16 protein-coding genes are annotated in these 14,786 nt (G+C 58.4%); 6 read left to right on the top strand and 10 right to left on the bottom strand.

The features are described from left to right. Nucleotide 1 precedes the first annotated feature (1 nt). The 5 genes from J7413_RS09690 to J7413_RS09670 all read right to left on the bottom strand — a co-directional run bounded on the left by J7413_RS09690 (nucleotide 2) and on the right by J7413_RS09670 (nucleotide 5,036). Entirely contained in the window at nucleotides 2–673 is a 672-nt protein-coding gene (locus J7413_RS09690; protein WP_209097877.1) for an HD domain-containing protein, read from the bottom strand. Then, on the bottom strand, nucleotides 673–1,779 hold the full coding sequence (aroC, locus tag J7413_RS09685; protein ID WP_209097876.1) for a chorismate synthase: 1,107 nt from the start codon (nucleotides 1,777–1,779) through the stop codon (nucleotides 673–675). Before aroC ends, J7413_RS09690 begins: the two co-directional genes overlap by 1 nt. A 93-nt stretch (nucleotides 1,780–1,872) precedes the next feature. Further along, entirely contained in the window at nucleotides 1,873–3,912 is a 2,040-nt protein-coding gene (locus J7413_RS09680; RefSeq protein ID WP_209097875.1) for a hypothetical protein, read from the bottom strand. Nucleotides 3,913–4,011: 99 nt separating this feature from the next. Next, complete coding sequence (locus J7413_RS09675) at nucleotides 4,012–4,380, bottom strand: VOC family protein (RefSeq protein ID WP_209097874.1); 369 nt, start codon at nucleotides 4,378–4,380, stop codon at nucleotides 4,012–4,014. Further along, the gene (locus J7413_RS09670; RefSeq protein ID WP_209097873.1) at nucleotides 4,377–5,036 is read right to left on the bottom strand and encodes a potassium channel family protein; all 660 of its coding nucleotides are present in this window, start codon (nucleotides 5,034–5,036) and stop codon (nucleotides 4,377–4,379) included. Before J7413_RS09670 ends, J7413_RS09675 begins: the two co-directional genes overlap by 4 nt. A 191-nt stretch (nucleotides 5,037–5,227) precedes the next feature. Between J7413_RS09670 and J7413_RS09665 the strand changes: the two genes are divergently transcribed. The 5 genes from J7413_RS09665 (at nucleotide 5,228) to msrA (ending at nucleotide 8,392) form a co-directional block, all read left to right on the top strand. After that, nucleotides 5,228–6,112 carry a DMT family transporter gene (locus tag J7413_RS09665; protein ID WP_209097872.1) on the top strand — a complete coding sequence of 295 codons (885 nt, stop codon included), beginning with the start codon at nucleotides 5,228–5,230 and terminating at the stop codon, nucleotides 6,110–6,112. A gap of 57 nt (nucleotides 6,113–6,169) precedes the next feature. Next, nucleotides 6,170–6,883: a cytochrome c biogenesis CcdA family protein gene (locus J7413_RS09660; RefSeq protein WP_209097871.1), complete on the top strand. Its 714-nt coding sequence runs from the start codon at nucleotides 6,170–6,172 to the stop codon at nucleotides 6,881–6,883. Between the two features lie 15 nt (nucleotides 6,884–6,898). Further along, nucleotides 6,899–7,306 (top strand): thioredoxin family protein, encoded by a 408-nt coding sequence (locus tag J7413_RS09655; protein WP_209097870.1) that lies wholly within the window; start codon nucleotides 6,899–6,901, stop codon nucleotides 7,304–7,306. Nucleotides 7,307–7,442: 136 nt separating this feature from the next. Then, a complete protein-coding gene (gene msrB, locus J7413_RS09650; protein ID WP_209097869.1) occupies nucleotides 7,443–7,895 on the top strand; it encodes a peptide-methionine (R)-S-oxide reductase MsrB in 453 nt (150 codons plus the stop codon). After that, on the top strand, nucleotides 7,892–8,392 hold the full coding sequence (msrA, locus tag J7413_RS09645) for a peptide-methionine (S)-S-oxide reductase MsrA (RefSeq protein ID WP_209097868.1): 501 nt from the start codon (nucleotides 7,892–7,894) through the stop codon (nucleotides 8,390–8,392). Before msrB ends, msrA begins: the two co-directional genes overlap by 4 nt. A 36-nt stretch (nucleotides 8,393–8,428) precedes the next feature. Here the strand turns inward: msrA and J7413_RS09640 are convergent, their stop codons facing one another. From J7413_RS09640 to queG, 3 genes are all read right to left on the bottom strand, one after another. Beyond that, on the bottom strand, nucleotides 8,429–9,760 hold the full coding sequence (locus tag J7413_RS09640) for a DUF2793 domain-containing protein (RefSeq protein WP_209097867.1): 1,332 nt from the start codon (nucleotides 9,758–9,760) through the stop codon (nucleotides 8,429–8,431). 148 nt (nucleotides 9,761–9,908) lie between these two features. After that, on the bottom strand, nucleotides 9,909–10,616 hold the full coding sequence (locus J7413_RS09635) for a transporter substrate-binding domain-containing protein (RefSeq protein WP_209097866.1): 708 nt from the start codon (nucleotides 10,614–10,616) through the stop codon (nucleotides 9,909–9,911). Between the two features lie 87 nt (nucleotides 10,617–10,703). Continuing rightward, the gene (gene queG / locus J7413_RS09630) at nucleotides 10,704–11,774 is read right to left on the bottom strand and encodes a tRNA epoxyqueuosine(34) reductase QueG (RefSeq protein WP_209098045.1); all 1,071 of its coding nucleotides are present in this window, start codon (nucleotides 11,772–11,774) and stop codon (nucleotides 10,704–10,706) included. Nucleotides 11,775–11,972: 198 nt separating this feature from the next. Between queG and J7413_RS09625 the strand changes: the two genes are divergently transcribed. Beyond that, on the top strand, nucleotides 11,973–13,271 hold the full coding sequence (locus tag J7413_RS09625; protein WP_209097865.1) for an FAD-dependent oxidoreductase: 1,299 nt from the start codon (nucleotides 11,973–11,975) through the stop codon (nucleotides 13,269–13,271). A gap of 46 nt (nucleotides 13,272–13,317) precedes the next feature. Here the strand turns inward: J7413_RS09625 and J7413_RS09620 are convergent, their stop codons facing one another. After that, complete coding sequence (locus J7413_RS09620) at nucleotides 13,318–13,983, bottom strand: glutathione S-transferase family protein (RefSeq protein WP_209097864.1); 666 nt, start codon at nucleotides 13,981–13,983, stop codon at nucleotides 13,318–13,320. 69 nt (nucleotides 13,984–14,052) lie between these two features. Continuing rightward, a complete protein-coding gene (gene mtgA, locus J7413_RS09615) occupies nucleotides 14,053–14,769 on the bottom strand; it encodes a monofunctional biosynthetic peptidoglycan transglycosylase (RefSeq protein WP_209097863.1) in 717 nt (238 codons plus the stop codon). Nucleotides 14,770–14,786: the final 17 nt, after the last annotated feature.

The raw sequence follows: 14,786 nt of genomic DNA, 5'->3' as shown, positions 1-14,786 counted from the left end.
CTCACGCCCAACTGTCCGGCAGATCCGAGCCCAACTCGCCAGCCAGAACCTCGGCAAACCGACGCATGTTCGCCACCCGCTCCCGCGCGATCGCCTTGCCTGCTTCGGTCAACATATCTGCCTGCAGCCGGAACAATTTGACCGGCCAATGATCCAGCGCAAAGGCCGCATCATCCAGATCCCGCGCGGTGGCAAACGGATCATTGGGATCATACAAATCTGTCCCCAACGCACCGCTGACGGCAAAAGTGCGGGCAATCCCAATCATCCCCAGCGCATCCAGCCTGTCCGCATCCCGCAAAATCCGTGCTTCTTTGGATTTGGGCGCAATCCCAGCCGAAAAGCTATGCGCCGCAATCGCATGCTGCGCCGCGGCCACTTGCCGCCTGTCATACCCCAGCTCACTCAAAACAGGCGCCGCGGCCGCAGCCGCCAAAGTGCTCGCCTTGGAGCGGCTCGGCGCATTCTTGGGCAGGTTCACCAAATCATGCAAATACGCCGCGCCAAGCAGGATCTTCAGATCGACCTCCCCTTCAGCCAGCGCAATACGTTGCACAAGGGCCCAGACACGATCCAGATGCGCCAGATCATGCGCACTGTCTTTGGCCATCCGCACAGCGGCAACATCGCGCAATGATCCGCGCAGTGCTTCCAGTTCCGCCAAGTCCAGCATCAGCCAATCTTGCCCTGATTTTCCCCGACCTGACCCCGATGAAGCAGCAGATGATCCAGAATGACACAAGCCATCATGGCCTCTCCCACAGGCACCGCGCGAATGCCCACACAAGGGTCATGCCGCCCCTTGGTGATCACCTCGGTTGGGCTCCCATCCAGCCGGATCGACTTGCGCGGGGTAAGGATAGAGCTGGTCGGCTTGACCGCAAAACGCACCACCACATCCTGCCCTGTGGAAATCCCGCCCAGAATACCGCCTGCATGGTTGGAGGAATAGACAGGCTGGCCATCATTGCCCATGAAGATCTCATCCGCGTTTTCTGAGCCTTTCAGCCCAGCCGCAGCCATGCCTTCGCCAATCTCCACACCTTTCACAGCGTTGATGGACATCATCGCAGCCGCCAGATCCGTATCAAGCTTGCTGTAAATCGGCGCGCCAATCCCGGCTGGCACATTGCGCGCCACAACTTCGATCACACCACCCACGCTGTCATGCTCTTTGCGCAGCGCTTGCAGATAGTCTTCCCACTGCTGCGCAACCTCTTTGCCCTGCGGGATCCAGAAATCATTGCCGTCAATCGCATCCCAGTCAAAGGCATCGCGATCAATCTCCATCGCGCCCATCTTGGTCATATAGCCTTTGATCTCGAGGCCGGGCACCAACGCCTTGATCGCTTCACGCGCAATCCCGCCAGCGGCGACACGTGCCGCAGTTTCGCGCGCCGAGCTGCGCCCGCCTCCACGATAGTCGCGATTGCCGTATTTCAGGTGATAGGTGATATCGGCATGACCGGGCCGAAAGGTCTGACTGATCTCACCATAATCACGACTGCGCTGATCGGTGTTTTCGATCATCAACTGGATCGACGTGCCTGTGGTTTTGCCTTCAAACACACCCGAAAGAATTTTCACCGCATCCGGCTCATTGCGCTGTGTGGTGTTTTTGTTCTGGCCGGGGCGGCGCTTGTCCAGCCAATGCTGCAACATGGCCTCATCCACCGGCACACCGGGGGGGCATCCATCCACCGTTGCGCCCAATGCAGGCCCGTGGCTCTCGCCCCAAGTGGTGACGCGAAAAAGGTGTCCAAAGCTATTCATCGACATGCGCAGGCTCCTGTTTGTGGCACCTTTAAACAGAATGCGCGCCGTGGGGAAGCCAGACAGGAAAGAATGCGGGATCTGTGGCGCAATTCACTACTAAGACGTCGGCGCAGCGGCCGCAGGTGAGGAAGCAGCTTTAGAATCCTCCTCCCAATCTCCAAACAGGGCAAAGCGTATCTTGGACCCGGACAATGCTTTCCAGACTTCATAATCCGTAAAGTAGCCTGAATGCCCGCCCGGAGAGACCGGGATATTGCAATCCTCGGAAATCAGCCCCCCCTCGATCTTCGTGCCCACAAAATCATCATGACGGAAGATATTGAACCAACGCGCATTCAGCGCGGCCGCGTCCACAGTGAACAGCTCAGGAAAATAGGTCTGATAGATATGCGTCACCGGCGACCCCATTGTCACCAGCGTAACTGGCTTCCCAGCAATCCGTTTCTGCACCCGGGGATCGGCCAGCATGCGCGTGGCCACCACCGTGCCCTGAGAATGCGAAATTACCGTGATCCGATCAGGCGAAAACACCTGCGTCGCATAATAGAGGGTGCGGAAAAACCGCTCCTCAATCGCATCACGCGGCGGATAGTTCGCCTTGCGTGCAGCAAGATCCCAATCCAATGCACAGCGGTCACGAATGGCGTAGGTCACGATATCGCGCGCCACACCAAGCCCCGCCGCCACAAAGGCTGAAAACCGATAGAGCAGTGCAATCGCACCCACGACAAACAAACCGATTTGGCCCTCATATTCTGCCAGCCACTCAAGTCCATCGCCCAGCGCGTTACAGGTTTTGCGGTCTGCGCTCACGTCCATGCTGCACAGCGGATCATACTTCAGAGTCGCCATCAGCACAGCACGCGCAGCCATCAACGCCAAAATAATTGCACTCAGCCAGAACACCCGCTGCGCCCACCTGTTCAGAATGGCACGGCGCAAACCATCGCCCTGTTGATACAGCTCATGCGCATGCACCTTGCGCAGAATAAACAGCGCCACGCCGACAACACACAGCAGAACCACAGCAACAAAAACCACGCTCACCGAATTGATGGCTTCAATCAGATGCACGGCCAAAAGTGATCTCATCTCAGAGGTTGTAAGTGCAGGCACACTGAAAACGATCTTTTGGTAACTCAGCCATAGCCCTGAAATAAAGAACATCCAAAGCACCATCATCCCCGCACAAATCGCAGGATAAAGCCGCCGATGCCCTGCGATCTTGTCTCCAATCTCAGGCGCGGTGGTGGACGTGACCAGCATCAAAACGGTCAGCAGGCACTGGACTGCCCATAACAATCCCAAAACGGCGATCTGTACGCCCACAAACTGCGCCATCGGATCTTTTTCCGCCTCAGACATGGCCGAAAGCGCTTCTTGTGGCACAAACCAGCCAATGTGCCACAAGCCCATGAATTGTGGGCCCGTCACCAAAAGGAACAATAGGGCCCCGCCAACGATAGAAATCCCACGCCAGAAAACACGACGCAGATAGGTTGGCGCCTTATGCCAACGCGCCAGCCCCATCCAAACAAAGCCACCATAAAGCGCGAACAGTCCCAAGAACTGATACAGCTCTTTGGTGGTACCCCACTTTTCTGCCGGAAACAGCTGGTCCAAAAACGCAAAGGCGGACCCCAAGAGCAGGTAGACGTTCAACGTCGCCAGCCCGCCAAAGAAGAACCACGTAAACAGATGCACAATCCGCGCAGGCACCGTGTCGCGTTCCCCAGCGGCACCTGCCGCGACCCCTTTGCGCCGGTGGGTCTGCTCCACATTGTCCATCGCCAGATAGCCCAGCGCCAGAACAACCCAGATCAAGTCAAAAATCGTGTTGATCACCCCTTTGGGCGCAGGTGAGCGATCCGCCCAGAACACCTCAGCAAACAGCGCCACGTCCTCGTCATTGCCCGGCTCTGTCACATGCCGCAGATGCACAGGGAACAACTGTGCATTTCTGCTGCTGCCGTTAAAGTGATTTTCCGCCAGCTCAATCATGCTGCGCTTCACCACCACCGCTGGCTTTCTTTTGCCATCCACCCAGGTTGTTGCAGCGCCCACCACCTGATCCACGGTTTCACTGGGCTTCTGTTCGCCCACACCATGCACCGTCAGGACAAGATGCTTCCCCATCGTCCCGCTCCCAATCTCTCAAACCAATGTCGGCAGTTTATCACAAATTCGGAAGAACCCGAAACGCCATGGCGCAACACAACAGGCGCGAGCGCAGTGCTACAAAAAACACTGCACCTCGATCTGGTAGCCATTTGGATCGCAGCAGAAAAACCCATAGATGCCGAAACGCGCGATCTCTTCCGGTGGTCCTCGCAGATCAGCCTGCGCCGCCTTGAGCCGCGCATAAGCCTGATCCACGCGAGCAGGATCCACGACAACAAGGGTGATCATACTGCCTTCAGACTGCACCACCCGCCCCTCAAAGGTCTCACAAACACCGATCTGCGCACCGGGCCCCGTTTCAAAAATCATCGCGCTGCCCGCATCCCGCACGACTTTCAGCCCGAGCGTATCACGATAGAACCGCACGCAAGGCGCGAGCGCGTCGGTATACACCCAACTGATCTGAGCCTGCACAGCGCTCATTTCAGACGCCCCACAATGCGACCGATGAAAATCGCCACAAACATCGTGCCCACAATCGCCTGCAGCCCCGTCAGCACCCGCGGCAAGCTCGCCGCCGGAGTCATCTCGCCATAGCCAACGGTCGTCATGGTGATCATCGAGAAATACACAAAGGGGGCACGCTCCCCCTGCACATCCGGTGGCAGGTTGAATGCACCCGGATGCGCCGCCTCAATCCGCCAGTAGATCACCCCCCAAAGCATCGCCATCAACAGATAGCCAAACACACCGCTGGACAGTCGCTCATATTCTGAATGCACGGGCCCGATCAACTGCCAGAAACTGGTGATCATCGCGCCAAACAGCAATATCCCGGCCAAAGCGGCAAGTAAGCCATCCGCTTTCACCCCCCAGAACTCATGCAGCACGATCAGCAGGATCCACGCCACCACAGGCACGCCCATGGCAATGCGCAACACCGTGTTGTGCCCGGTCGCGCCGACGATCCCCACAAACAACGCGCTCAACCCCCAAAGGCCCGCAGAATCCGCCCAATGCACACGGTCCTCAAACCCATCAAGCAAGATCAACGCCACCAACAGCGCCAGCAATATCGACCACCTGTGGGTCTGAAAAAACGTCCCGGCCTGCGCAGGCAATGGCTTCAAATCACTCACTCTCTCATCCTTAAGCGTCATTCCAATGCCCCTTGTCAAAGGCCCGCCACTCTACCCTACGCACGCGACAGCCTGCAGGCAAAGCCGCATCCGCTCTTGATCCATGTGAGCAAAGGTTGATTGCGATCAAACCTAAGTTGCGGTTACATCGGAAAAACCAAAACAAATTACAATAGGTTGAGACGAGCAGGATGGATTTTCGCGCAATAGGCATGGGGCTTTTGTTCGCTCTGATCTGGTCATCTGCTTTCACATCAGCCCGTATCATTGTGGCGGATGCCCCTCCTTTGGCGATCTCCTCCCTGCGGTTTGCGCTTGCCGGCGCAATCGGAGTGCTGATCGCCCGCGCGCTCGGTCAGAGCTGGCATCTGAGCGCGGCCCAATGGCGTGCCATCCTGATTTTCGGTCTGTGCCAAAATGCGCTCTATCTGGGCCTGAACTTCACCGCCATGACCACAGTGGAAGCCTCGCTTGCCTCCATCATTGCCTCCACCATGCCGCTGATCGTGGCGCTTCTTGGCTGGTCGGTGATGGGTGAGCGCCTGCCCCCAATGGCCGCGCTTGGTCTCGTGGTTGGATTTGGGGGGGTGATCCTCATCATGGCAGGGCGCCTGCAACAAGGTGTGGATCTCTTTGGCGTGCTGCTTTGTGTCATCGCTGCGCTGGCCCTCGCCATCGCCACGCTCACTGTGCGCAATGCCTCTGGCGAGGGCAACGTGCTGATGATCGTGGGACTACAGATGTTTGTCGGCTCCATCACACTTTTCTTTGCCTCACTCCTGTTTGAAACTTGGGTGTTCAACTGGAACCCTGTCATGATCGCCGCCTTTGCCTATACCGTTTTGGTGCCCGGACTTCTGGCGACATGGATCTGGTTTTCGCTTGTCGGCCGCATCGGTGCGGTCAAAGCCTCCACCTTTCACTTCCTCAACCCATTCTTTGGCGTCGCAATCGCCGCTGTTGTGCTTGGAGAAACCCTGCAACTCACCGATCTGATCGGCGTGGCGGTGATCTGCGCGGGTATTTTGGCCGTGCAGATTTCCAAGCAAACGAAACAAATCAACACGACCACGTGATCACCCGTTAGCAGGGTTTGACATGACAGCACGCCAGCACCTTGGCAAAACAACGCCATGGAGTTTGTGTTTGCATATGCCGCTGGTCTGCTGACCTTAATCAACCCCTGCGTGATCCCGGTGCTGCCGATTGTGCTGGCCACCGCACTGCAGGCCTCAAAACATGGCCCAGCGGCCCTGGCCTTGGGCATGAGCATCAGCTTTGTTGTGCTCGGCATGGCTGTCACCACCTTTGGCTACGCCATAGGTCTCACCCCCGAAAGCCTGTCGCAAGCAGGCGCAGTACTGATGATTGTATTTGGCGCAATCCTGCTGATCCCGCGCTTTTCCATGGCGTTTTCCACCGCAACAGCTGGCGTCGCTGCCAAGGCCGACAGCGGTATGAACAGCGTGGATCACACCACTCTGCGCGGTCAGTTCCTTGGCGGCTTGCTGCTGGGGGCCGTCTGGTCGCCCTGTATCGGTCCCACCTTGGGCGGCGCCATCTCTTTGGCCAGTCAGGGCGAAAATCTCGGCTTTGCTGCGCTGATCATGGTGGCTTTCGCTGCCGGTGTCTCCACCCTGATCCTTGGGCTTGGCTATGGCGCGCGTTCAACCATAGGCCGCCATCAGGCCACCATGCGCGCCATCGCAGCCAAATCACGCCCCATCATGGGCGCCATCTTTCTCGCAACAGGTCTCGCGCTCTTCTTCAATCTGCATCACGTGATCGAAGGCTGGCTGCTCAGTGTCATGCCCGCATGGCTCGTCGACTTGTCTGTATCTGTTTAACCAAAGGAGTATTTCATGCACCGCCGTACATTTCTGACCGCCTCCGCCGCTGCGCTACTGGCCCCTTTTGCCGCCCGCGCCGCCACCGACTACACCCCCGGCCTCGTGAAACAACACCTCGCCAAAGGGGACATCGTGTTCCTTGATTTCTCCGCCACATGGTGCGCCACCTGCGCCACGCAAGAGCGTGTGGTCAACGAACTGATCGACGAAAACCCTGCCTATGGCGAAACCATCACCTTTATCAAGGTCGACTGGGACACCTACCGCAAGGCAGAGCTGACCAAGAGCCTCAAGATCCCGCGCCGCTCTACACTTGTGGTGCTGAAAGGCGATCAGGAGCTTGGCCGCATCGTCGCTGGAACGTCAAAATCTCAGATCAAAGGCTTGCTTGACACAGCGCTCAGCGCCGCCAACGCCTAGCCCCCAAAGCGCCACGCCAGCGACCTGTGTGATGACGCTGGCGTGATCCCCCTTTTCATCCCCCCCGTATCTCCCATATTCCAAGGGGACAGAACATGCGCTGCGCCCTGACGCGCGGCAAGGGAAGGAGTGGCCAATGACCACCTATAAACGGGATATGGACGCCATCGCGGCCCTGACAGACGAACAACACTGGGTCACCCAAGAAAACGGCACAGAGCGCCCCGGCTCGGGCAAACTGCTCTACAACAAAGAGCCCGGCCTCTATGTCGATGTGGTTTCTGGCGAGCCACTCTTTGTCAGCTCTGACAAATATGAAAGCGGCTGCGGCTGGCCCAGCTTCACCAAACCGGTGGAAGCGGCCTTTGTCACCGAACATCACGACGCCACCCACGGCATGATCCGCACCGAGGTGCGCTCCAAACACGGCGACAGCCATCTGGGCCATGTCTTCCCTGACGGTCCCCGCGACCGTGGCGGCCTGCGCTACTGCATCAACTCCGCCTCTTTGCGTTTCGTGCACCGCGACGATATGGAGGCCGAAGGCTATGGCGCCTATCTCGACCAAGTAAAGGAGATCGACCAATGAGCGAACGCGCAGTACTGGCAGGTGGCTGCTTCTGGGGTATGGAAGACCTGATCCGCAAAATGGACGGGGTTCTGGCCACCCGCGTAGGCTACACCGGCGGCGATGTCCCCAATGCGACCTACAAAGATCACGGCACCCATGCCGAAGCCATCGAAATCACATTCGATCCGGCCAAGACCTCTTTCCGCAAGCTGCTGGAGTTCTTCTTCCAGATCCATGACCCGACCACGGTGAACCGTCAGGGCAATGACATTGGCACCTCCTACCGCTCTGCGATCTTCTATGTGGATGACGCGCAGAAAGAGATGGCGATCGACACCATCAAAGACGTCGAAGCCTCCGGTCTCTGGCCCGGCAAAGTCGTCACCGAAGTCACGCCAGTCAGCGATTTCTGGGAAGCCGAAGAGTATCATCAGGATTATCTGGAGAAAAACAAAGGCGGCTATACCTGCCACTTCGCCCGCCCCGATTGGGTCCTGCCCAAACGCGCAGGTTAAGAGTTCAGAGCCCCGGCCATGCGTCGGGGCTTTTGCTTAAAACCACCGCCCCTGCGCACTCAGATAGACCCGCGCACTGTCTGCAGCCGCAAAATCCGTGAGCCCACTGATCCTGTGCAACGCGGCCCGCGCAGAACTTGCGCCCACCGCTTCCATCCCCACGGCACCGACCTCACTTGCAACCGGTGTCGCATTGCTTGCCAGATCATCCCCATCCAGCGTCGCAGTCACCACCGGTGGCATGGCAAAAACCGCCGGATAATTCCAGTCAGCGGCCAGCCGATGCACCGCATCAAAGCTCAGATCAAGCGCCTGCGCGCAGATCATCGTCCCATCCGCCCATTTGGTGAAAGCGCCATTTGTATTGCTGCCCTGCTCGATCACTGCACCGGTTGGCACTCCGCCGCTCTCTGACACCGTGCCCACCAGAGACCCACTATCCCAAAGCCGCTGCCACGCGCCCCAAACGCCGCCATCAAGCCGCCGCAGGTAAAGCGCCCCATCGCTCTTTTGTTCACACAGCATCTGAAACCCGCCACCCGCTTCGGATTTCGCCACCAAAACCGCGTGCCGCCCGCTCATCCCTGTCGGCACATTGGCAGCTGTGTCGGCATCAACAGAGACTATGCCACCTGAAACTGCCACATCCAGATCCGTTACCTCCGGTGCTGCACCGCTTCCAAGCCCAAAGCCACCCACCGTCAAAAGCCGTCCCTCAGTGGCGTCCAGCGCATCCGCCTGCACCGCGCTCCCACTCAAATGCCCCGTCGCCGCCGCAACCTTAAGCGCCGTCGTCCAATTGCTCCCATCCGGCGAAACTTTGATCGACCAGTCGTTTTCACCGGCCAGCCCCATCTCCGCATGGCCCGTCCAATTGGATTGAAACAACAGCGATGCAGTCTCGCCAGCGGATGCCTTATTCAGCTTCAGCTGATGCCCTGCCCCATTGTGCGACAACAGCGTGGCCTCCGCCGCCACAGACAAACGGTTCACCGCATCCGGCGTGGCCCCAAGCCCCAACTGGTCAAACGACAACCCGGCCCATTGCCCGCCACGATAAATCCGCAACGCCTGCTCCGCCTCACCAAAGGCGCGCCATCCTTCTTGCGGGGCGAGATACAGCCAGCCGCCATTGGCCCAGACCGCCAGCATCCCGTCTTGCCCGGCCCAATCCCCGCTTGCGCCAACCCCCAGCGCGTAGCGCTCTCCCTCAGCTGCGCCAACAGGCGGATCCACCGCATCAAAGGCTTTCACCGACAAACCCACCAAGGCATCCAGATATTCCAGTGCCTCATTGTGGGTGACATGCTTCTGGGCCTGCGACGGCTGAATAAAGGGCATGTCCAAATTCGGTGATCTCTCAAACATCGCGCGATCCTTTCGGGCAGGTGTGGCCAAAGCTGCCCAAACCCTGCGCAAGAGAGATCAACACTTCCTGACAGCACCGCACGCAGGCAAAGAAAAACCCCGCACACCTTCAGATGTACGGGGCTCTTCAGATCACCTGCAGCAGGCCTTACAGCGACCCGTTGAACCGATCCCGCGCCGCGCGTCCGGCATCGCTGTTTTCAAAGCACACATGCAGGTCATGCTCCGCCAGAGGCACAGCATGGAACGTCAAAGCGCCGGCATGGTCCGCAAGGCTGGCCTCTGTCGCAATCAGATGCTCAAACACGTTGCGATCAATCACCGCCGCATCAATCCGCCCCGCAGCCACTTTGCTCAAATTACTCGCATCGGTCGGCCCTGCGTCCACTTTCAGACGGCCATCGGCCACCATCGCGTCAAAGGTTTCTTCATTCAGGTATCCCTGAACCACACCAATTTTATAAGCGCTCAGATCGCCATGACCGCTCCAGTCAAATGCATTGTCCGAACGGTGGACAAAACCCACAGGACTTTTGCCAAACGAAGCGGAATACAGGCAGCGGTCCCCAGACGCTTCCGCATCCGCCGTGCTGTCGTAATACTCAGGATACACGCCAATCCAGGCAGGATCTTTGGCCGCCAGATTCACCGCGCGGTTCCAGGGGAACACTTGCACCGTTGCCGTGTCACCCGCCGCGGCAAACGTGCTGATCACAGCCTCAGAGCTGGCGCCACTGCCATCCGCCATGACATAAGGCGGCCACTCCAGAGTGGTCAGCTTAACAGCTTCCGCATAAGCGGCCGGGGCAACAACAGCCGCCACAGCCAACGAAAGTAGACATTTCGAAACGCGCATCCGCGATCCTTCCTCTATGATCGAAACATTGCTCGGAAAGGACCATGATTCCGCTAAAAGAAGGTTACGCGGCAAAGGCCGCGACCATCACAATTTCCCGAAATCTGTCTGGAACTCATCTTTGCGCAAACGCCCCATGGCCCAGCGTGCCGCATCCGCCACGGTTTCATCCGCATCCTGCAACAACGGCGCCACAACCGCGCATAAATCCGCATCTTCTGAATTGCCGATTGCATAAAGCACATTGCGCACAAACCGGTTGCGCCCAATCCGTTTGATCGGAGAGCCGGAAAAAAACGCCCGGAACCCCGCATCATCAAATTGCACGAGCTCTGCAAGCTTCGGCGCCTTCAGTTCTTCTCGCGCGTGATACTTCATTTCCCGCGCATCTTGGGCAAATTTGTTCCACGGACAGGCGGCCAGACAATCGTCGCAGCCATAAATCCGATTGCCAAGCAGCGGACGCAACGCCTCATCCACCGGCCCATGCGATTCAATGGTCAGATAGGAAATGCACCGCCGTGCGTCGATCTTGTGAGGCGCAGGAAAGGCATTGGTCGGGCATGCATCCAGACACGCTCGGCAAGAGCCACAGTGATCCACTTCCGCTGTGTCGATATCCAACACCGCAGTGGTGAACACCGAGCCAATAAAAAACCAAGAGCCCAGATCCCGGCTCACCAGATTGGTGTGTTTGCCCTGCCAGCCCAGCCCCGCCGCCTGCCCCAAAGGTTTCTCCGGCACGGGCGCAGTGTCCACAAACACCTTCACTTGCACCTCTGGATCTGTCTCCGCAATCAGCCAGCGCGCCAGCCGCTTCAGCCGCTTTTTAACGGTATCGTGGTAGTCCTTGTTTTGCGCATAAACCGAAATGGCGGCACGGTCAGGGTGGGCATGCACCTCTGTGGGATCATGTGTGGGCGTATAGCTTTCCCCCAGCATGATCACAGATCGCGCCTCCGGCCACAAAACGCTGGGATCCCCCCGCCAATGGGTGCGCTCTCCCAGCCATTTCATCTGCCCGTGATAGCCTTTGGCCAAAAAACCAGCCAGATCCGCACCCACATGACGCACAGCATCAGGCCGGCACACCCGTGCCAGATCAAAGCCCATTTCCAAAGCTTCGGCTTTCATGCGTTGAGTCAGATCTGCTGACATGCGCGACCCTGTGTCCTTTGCCAAAGTAGCTCCCCTCTACCTTCGCTCAGCGCGCAAGCCAATAGAAACAAGGCCAATGCCCTCAACGGCAAAAACAGATGCAGGCTCCTCCTTCTGGGCTTTGCTCTTGACTGCCGACCAACTGAGGGGTCTCTTGCCCCTCTAAGGCAGCCCCAAGAAGACCACGGAGCAGACTGAATGGATCAACAAACGGATCACACCGACGTCCTTGTTATCGGCGGGGGCACCGCTGGTTTTGGTGCCGCAATCGCTGCGGCGCGGGCCGGTTTGCAGGTGACACTTCTGGAAGCGAGTTCCAAAGTGGGCGGTGTGATGGCGTTCTGCCCGGGAATGCCTTGGGGCGGGGCCTATCCGATGGATCGCATCGTAGGGGGCCTGATTGAGGAGCTGACAGATCGGCTGACGTCCATGGATCCACCCGCCGCCGAAAAACGACCCTGCGCTTTGGAAAATTTCGGTCCTGAAATCATTTACGACCATGACATTGCCACCGTCACCATGTTTGAAATGCTCGAAGAGGCAGGCGTACGTGTCAGATTGGGCGCAATCGCCATCGCGCCGGAAATGGAAGGCGGCAGGATTGTCACGGTTGCCTGCTGTGACAGAAACGGGCCTTTCGTGGTCCATCCGAAAATTGTGATCGACTGCTCAGGTGACGGCGATATCTCAGCGAAGGCCGGTGTGCCCTACACTTTGGGGGACGCGTCTGGAAACATGATGGCAGTGACGATCTCTTTCTTCATGATGAATGTGGATGCAGCCCGCGCCTTTGCAGACCCCGATCCCTATTTTCAAAAATATGCTGAGAAAGGCATCGCGGAGGGTCGCCTACATCCAGATCTGGCGAAACTCTACCTGATGCCGGGCTTTCATGACGGCACGGTTTTCTGCAACTCCGTCCATGTGCGGGGCGTGGATGGCACCGCCCCCGCCGCCGTTGCTGCGGCCACGCAAGAAGGGCGCAGGCGCTGCCACCAACTGGCAAAATTTTTGCAAAGCGACGTGCCCGGATTTGAAAACGCACATATGGCAATGTTGTCGCCCACCGTTGGGGTGCGTGAAACGCGCAAACTGCAAGGGGTCTACCGCCTGACGGGCGAAGACCTTGCACGCGCAACCAAATTTGACGATGGCGTTGTGGCCTGTGACAACCCTGTCGACGATGTGATGCGCGCAGAGGGCGACATGACCCACCACGCAGCAATTGAGGCTGGCCAGTTCTACACGATCCCTTTCCGGTCGCTGCTGCCTGAAAAAATCACCAACCTGATGTTTGCCGGGCGCATTCTCTCTGCAGACCCAGTGGCATTTGCATCCGTGCGTGGCATGCCGCAGTGCATGGTCATGGGACAGGCAACCGGCACCGCCGCCGCACTTGCACTACGCGCGCAAGTCAGCGTGCAAGACGTCTCAACTGATCTTCTCGTTCAGGCGTTGTCACAGCAGGGCGTCAACAGATTGCGCGCTGCGGGGTGACTTTGCCTGCGCACTTATGCGCTGGTTTGCAAACCGATCTTAAGGATCAGAAATCCAAATCAGCGTAATGCGCGGGTGGCGGGAACCCCGGCACCTGATCGGCCAGAATGGCGCGGAAGGCCGGGCGCGACTTGATCGTCGCATACCAGTCTTTCACCACCGCTGAGCGGTTCCAATCCACATCCGAAATATAGTCCAGCGCGCTCAGATGCGCAGCAGCGGCAAAATCCGCCATCGTCATCATATCGCCCGCCAGCCAGCGGCGATGATCCAGCAGCCAGTGCATATAGTCGAGGTGATATTTGATCGCCTTCGCCCCGGCCTTCACATTGGTGCTGTCCGGATAGCCCGTGCCCATCAGCTTGCGATTGACCCGCTCATACAGCAGCTTTGAGGTGACCTCGTGGTGAAACTTGTCATCAAACCACGCCACCAGACGGCGCACCTCATAGCGCCCATCTGCATCCTTAGGCATCAGCGCAGGCTCTGGGTACTTCTCTTCCAGATACTCACAGATCGCCCCGCTGTCGGCCATCATCTTGCCGTCCATCTTCAGCACCGGCACTTTCGCGGCTGGATTGCGGCGCAGAAAATCCGGATCCTGCTCCCAATAGCGCTCTTCCACCAGCTCCACCTCAAGCCGCTTTTCGCCCATGCACAGGCGCACCTTGCGGCAGAACGGAGAGAGCGGAACATGGAACAGACGATTCATCGGCAAAATCACAGTTTTCTTGAATGCAGTGTGGGGTTTGATCCTCAATGCCCTGCGAGGTCAGATTTTTCAATCCGCAAAACACGCATCGCGCCCATCCGCGCGTATCGTTGCCGCCCCATCCAAGATCGCCGCCGACCGCTTGCGCAGCCGGGCTGTTGGCTTGCTGGCAGACCGCGCCTTGGGATTGGGCAACACCGCCGCCAATCGCGCCGCCTGCACCGCCGTCAACTCCTCAGGCCCCACACCAAAATAGTGTCGCGCCGCCGCCTCAACGCCAAACACCCCCTCATCGAACTCCACCACATTCAGATAGACCTCCAGAATGCGCCGTTTCGACCAGACCATCTCCACCAAAGGCGTCATCAGCGCCTCCAGGGATTTGCGCAGCCAATTACGCCCCTGCCAGAAATAGACATTTTTGACGGTCTGCTGGCTCAGCGTGCTCGCCCCGCGCCCAGCGCCTTCGGCAATCGCACTGCGGATCGCTCGCATGTCAAACCCCCAGTGCAGACAGAAATTCGCATCCTCCGCTGCAACCACAGAACGCTGCATCACAGGTGCCACCTGCTCAATCGGCACCCATTGCCGATCAATCGAGCCAAGCCGCCGCTTCTCTCCCACCATGGTCCAGGTGATCGGCGGGTTCACCACCGCATAAAGCAGCACCGACAACACAACCAGCACCACGCCCCACAGCGCAACCCGCCGCAGCCAAGTCCGCAAACGTGTCCACTGGCGTTGCACCGCCCCGGCTGTTTTCTTTTTGCTCTTTGTCTTGGCCATCGCCCTGCCGCGCTCTT

The sequence above is a fragment of the Shimia sp. R10_1 genome (genome assembly GCF_017744095.1).
In the GTDB taxonomy this organism is placed as follows: domain Bacteria; phylum Pseudomonadota; class Alphaproteobacteria; order Rhodobacterales; family Rhodobacteraceae; genus Shimia.
The sequence above is the reverse complement of the archived record's forward strand: the minus strand, read 5'-3'. Positions and strand labels throughout refer to the sequence as shown.

Coding starts and splice junctions, on each gene's coding strand:
- J7413_RS09690 (WP_209097877.1), bottom strand. CDS start 673: ATGCTGGACTTGGCGGAACTGGAAGCACTGCGCGGATCATTGCGCGAT.
- aroC (WP_209097876.1), bottom strand. CDS start 1,779: ATGTCGATGAATAGCTTTGGACACCTTTTTCGCGTCACCACTTGGGGC.
- J7413_RS09680 (WP_209097875.1), bottom strand. CDS start 3,912: ATGGGGAAGCATCTTGTCCTGACGGTGCATGGTGTGGGCGAACAGAAG.
- J7413_RS09675 (WP_209097874.1), bottom strand. CDS start 4,380: ATGAGCGCTGTGCAGGCTCAGATCAGTTGGGTGTATACCGACGCGCTC.
- J7413_RS09665 (WP_209097872.1), top strand. CDS start 5,228: ATGGATTTTCGCGCAATAGGCATGGGGCTTTTGTTCGCTCTGATCTGG.
- J7413_RS09660 (WP_209097871.1), top strand. CDS start 6,170: ATGGAGTTTGTGTTTGCATATGCCGCTGGTCTGCTGACCTTAATCAAC.
- J7413_RS09655 (WP_209097870.1), top strand. CDS start 6,899: ATGCACCGCCGTACATTTCTGACCGCCTCCGCCGCTGCGCTACTGGCC.
- msrB (WP_209097869.1), top strand. CDS start 7,443: ATGACCACCTATAAACGGGATATGGACGCCATCGCGGCCCTGACAGAC.
- msrA (WP_209097868.1), top strand. CDS start 7,892: ATGAGCGAACGCGCAGTACTGGCAGGTGGCTGCTTCTGGGGTATGGAA.
- J7413_RS09640 (WP_209097867.1), bottom strand. CDS start 9,760: ATGTTTGAGAGATCACCGAATTTGGACATGCCCTTTATTCAGCCGTCG.
- J7413_RS09635 (WP_209097866.1), bottom strand. CDS start 10,616: ATGCGCGTTTCGAAATGTCTACTTTCGTTGGCTGTGGCGGCTGTTGTT.
- queG (WP_209098045.1), bottom strand. CDS start 11,774: ATGTCAGCAGATCTGACTCAACGCATGAAAGCCGAAGCTTTGGAAATG.
- J7413_RS09625 (WP_209097865.1), top strand. CDS start 11,973: ATGGATCAACAAACGGATCACACCGACGTCCTTGTTATCGGCGGGGGC.
- J7413_RS09620 (WP_209097864.1), bottom strand. CDS start 13,983: ATGAATCGTCTGTTCCATGTTCCGCTCTCTCCGTTCTGCCGCAAGGTG.
- mtgA (WP_209097863.1), bottom strand. CDS start 14,769: ATGGCCAAGACAAAGAGCAAAAAGAAAACAGCCGGGGCGGTGCAACGC.